The organism is Mesorhizobium sp. M1E.F.Ca.ET.063.01.1.1 (assembly GCF_003998155.1).
Taxonomy (GTDB): Bacteria; Pseudomonadota; Alphaproteobacteria; order Rhizobiales; family Rhizobiaceae; genus Mesorhizobium.
In genome coordinates this window covers 1-3,148 of the sequence record NZ_RZSC01000678.1, presented here as the reverse complement: position 1 = coordinate 3,148, position 3,148 = coordinate 1, and the positions used below count along the sequence as shown (strand labels likewise).

The following is a 3,148-nucleotide window of genomic DNA, read 5'->3' as shown; positions in this document are numbered from 1 at the left end:
AGCAGGACGCCTGCGAGAAGCGGTCCGGCAAAACCTTTGACGACGACGCTGGCGGTGACGCCGACCACCTCGACCAGGCAACTCACGCAGTAAGCCGCATAGAGCCCGATCCTGACGGCGAACTTCTGCCAGAACCAGGTCGCCGGAAAACCGGCAAGTCCGGTGACCATCCAGACGGTGGCCTCGAAGACGCGTCCGCCGCCGCCCTGGCGGACGATGGCGACCAGGAAGGTGGCGGTCACCACATAGCCGAAGCCGAACAGCCCGTAGGCGAGGATCATCTTTGCCAGCGACCTGTCCTTCGGCAGCGCCGGTTCAGGCCCGTCGACACCGTTCGCAGGTACGGCGGAGCCGGCGAGCAGCGCGACGAGAAGCAGGCTGACAGCAGAAATCGCTGCCGACCACAGCCAGCCCGCAGGCCAGCCGGCATGGGAGGTAACGAGAATGGCCAGCAGCGCCGAGGATGCCGCGATACCCAGCCCGACGCCACCGAAATGCAGTGCCTGGAGGTCATTGCGGCCGGCTTCGGCAAGATGGCTGAAGACGATCGACGACATGAACACCATGACGAAGGCGCTGGCGAGGCCGGCGAGAAAGCGGATGACGATGAATGCCGCCATCGTCCCGTTCAATCCCATCAGGCCCGCAAGCACGGCGCTGGCGGCAAGGCTGGAAAACATCAGCAGGCGCTCGCGGCCGTGCGCCCAGCCGCCTGCCGCGGCGAGCGCGCCAATCAGGTAGCCGAGATAGTTGGCCGAGGCGATCCAGCCGGCATCGGCCGGCGTCAGATGCAGGTCCTCCATCATGCCGGGCAGGATCGGCGTGTAGACGAAGCGGCCGATGCCCATGGCGACGGCGAGCGCAACCATGCCGGCGACGGCAAGGCGTAAGGGAGATGGCGCGGCGACGTTCATTGCGGCGCAACATAGGTGTGTGCGCTGGCGAAACAACGCGCTTGTGTTGGGCCAGTTCGGCGGCAAGGCGCCTTCGAACGCCTTGGCTCTTGACGTTAGAAACTTTCGACGTCGGCGCCTTTGTAGGAGCAGAGAGCAATTATCGGTGCTGTCGATCAGCGGCACCCCGCTCCTGCCGTCTCGTAAGCCGTGCGGGCGGCCGTCAGCCGGAACGGCATGTCGCCGAGCTCGCGCTCCGACATGGTGTCGAGCACCGGATGCGACAACGGGTCGACGACCCAGCGGGCGATCTCGCCGTCATCATACCGGTCCTTTATCGGCGCGGTGCTGGAAAGCCCCCTCAGCAAAGATAAAATCTTCATCGGATTGCCTCCAAGTTCTGGCCTATATCAGCTAGAATCAGCCTTTCCTCGTCAAGTTTCAATTGAGATTTCGGCCCGACCGGTTTAGAAAAACTGAATGGCTATGCTGAACCGCGTCCATCTCAATGGCCTGCGCGCCGTCGAAACCGTCGCCCGCCTAGGCTCGCTTGCCGCCGCGGCGGCCGAACTCAACGTTTCGGTCAGCGCGGTCAGCCAGCAGATCAAGCGCACCGAAAAGCAGCTCGGCCAGGCACTGTTCGAGCGGACACCCGGCGGGCTGGTGCTGACCGAATTCGGCACTGTCTTCACGACCAGATTGAGCGCGGGTTTCCGCGAGCTCGCGCAGGCTGTGGCACTGGCCGGCGAAGCGACTGAATGCACGCTGGTGGTGTCGGTGGCGCCGGCCTTCGCCTCGAAATGGCTGCTGCCAAGGCTGTCGCGACATTTCGCCCGGCACCCGAATGTTCTGCTGCGCATCGATGCTTCCGCCCGGGTCGCCGACCTCGACCATTCTGACATCGACATCGCCATCCGGCTCGGTGACGGCAAGTGGCCTGGCGGCCGGGCGGAACTGCTGCTCGCGCAAGAGGTGTTTCCGGTCTGCGCGCCATCGATCGCCGCAAAGCTCAAGTCGATCGAGGACCTGACGCAGACCTGCGCCATCACCGACGAGCGAGCGATGATCAATTGGGAAAGCTGGTTCGAGGCGGCAGGGGTGGAACCGGTCACATTCCTGAAAGGCGCGCGCTTCACCGACCCGATGCTTTGCCTGGAATCGGCGATCGCCGGCCATGGCGTGATGCTCGCCTGGCAATTGCTGACGGCCGACGCGCTGGCCGACGGACGGCTGGTCGCACCCTTCGGCGTGCGGGCTGAGAGCGGGCTGGGCTATTGGCTGGTCACGTCGGCGACAAAAAGCGAGAGCCGCAAGGTGCGCGATTTCAAGGCCTGGATCCGCGAGGAGATCGAGGCGACGATGGCGCAGTTCAGTGCGCTCGACAGCGCCGCTTAAGCTCGTTTGAGCATGATCTTTTCCGAACCGAAGGTCAGCGCAGCAAAAACCGCTGCGCACTTTTCGGGATCATGCTCTGAACAAGCCCAGTCGATCGCGGTGGAAAGGCCAACCGCGCCGGTCTATGTAAGGACCAGACCCCAACAAAATGGCAGGCAGGATCATGACCACACATTCGCGCGGCGTCTCAGCAACGATCGACCCGGTGAAGCTCGACAGACTGGCCGAGGTTGCGATCAAGGTCGGGCTGCAACTGCAGCCCGGACAGGATCTGGTGCTGACGTCGTCGATCGCGGCGCTGCCGCTGACCAGGCGCATCGTCGAGCACGCCTACAAGGCCGGCGCCGGGCTGGTGACGCCGATCTTCAACGACGACGAGATCACGCTGGCGCGTTTCCGCTACGGCACTGATGCCGGCTTCGACCGCGCCGCCGGCTGGCTCTATGAGGGCATGGCGAAAGCCTTCGCCAACAATGCCGCGCGGCTCGCGGTGCGCGGCGAGGATCCATCGCTGTTATCGGCGCAGGACCCCGCCAAGGTGGCGCGCGCCAACAAGGCGAACTCGATGGCCTACCGGCCGGCGCTGGAGAAGATCACCGGCTTCGACATCAACTGGAACATCGTCGCCTATCCCGACCTCGCCTGGGCGAAGCAGGTCTTTCCGGGGGAGCCCGACGACGTTGCGGTGGTGAAGCTCGCGGACGCAATCTTCTCGGCCTCGCGTGTGGATGTCGAGGATCCGATTGGCAACTGGAAGGCGCACAACGCCGCGCTGGCCGAGCGCACCAAATGGCTGAACGGCCACAATTTCCATTCCCTGCATTTCACCGGGCCGGGCACCGACCTGACGGTCGGGTTGG

General features: G+C 64.4%; 4 protein-coding genes. 2 read left to right on the top strand and 2 right to left on the bottom strand.

The window, feature by feature from the left end; all coding sequences use genetic code 11:
• Nucleotides 1–914 (bottom strand): YbfB/YjiJ family MFS transporter (locus EOA29_RS30430; RefSeq protein WP_245468587.1); only part of this gene is annotated, 914 nt, incomplete at its 3' end.
• A 155-nt stretch (nt 915–1,069) separates the two neighbouring features.
• Nucleotides 1,070–1,276: a hypothetical protein gene (locus EOA29_RS30425; RefSeq protein WP_127222037.1), complete on the bottom strand. Its 207-nt coding sequence runs from the start codon at nt 1,274–1,276 to the stop codon at nt 1,070–1,072.
• Nucleotides 1,277–1,373: 97 nt separating this feature from the next.
• On the opposite strand from EOA29_RS30425, the gene EOA29_RS30420 reads away from it, so the two are divergent.
• A complete protein-coding gene (locus EOA29_RS30420) occupies nt 1,374–2,288 on the top strand; it encodes a LysR substrate-binding domain-containing protein (protein ID WP_127222036.1) in 915 nt (304 codons plus the stop codon).
• A gap of 163 nt (nt 2,289–2,451) precedes the next feature.
• Nucleotides 2,452–3,148: aminopeptidase (locus EOA29_RS30415; RefSeq protein ID WP_145969884.1), on the top strand; the 697-nt coding region annotated here is incomplete at its 3' end.

Coding starts and splice junctions, on each gene's coding strand:
- EOA29_RS30425 (WP_127222037.1), bottom strand. CDS start 1,276: ATGAAGATTTTATCTTTGCTGAGGGGGCTTTCCAGCACCGCGCCGATA.
- EOA29_RS30420 (WP_127222036.1), top strand. CDS start 1,374: ATGGCTATGCTGAACCGCGTCCATCTCAATGGCCTGCGCGCCGTCGAA.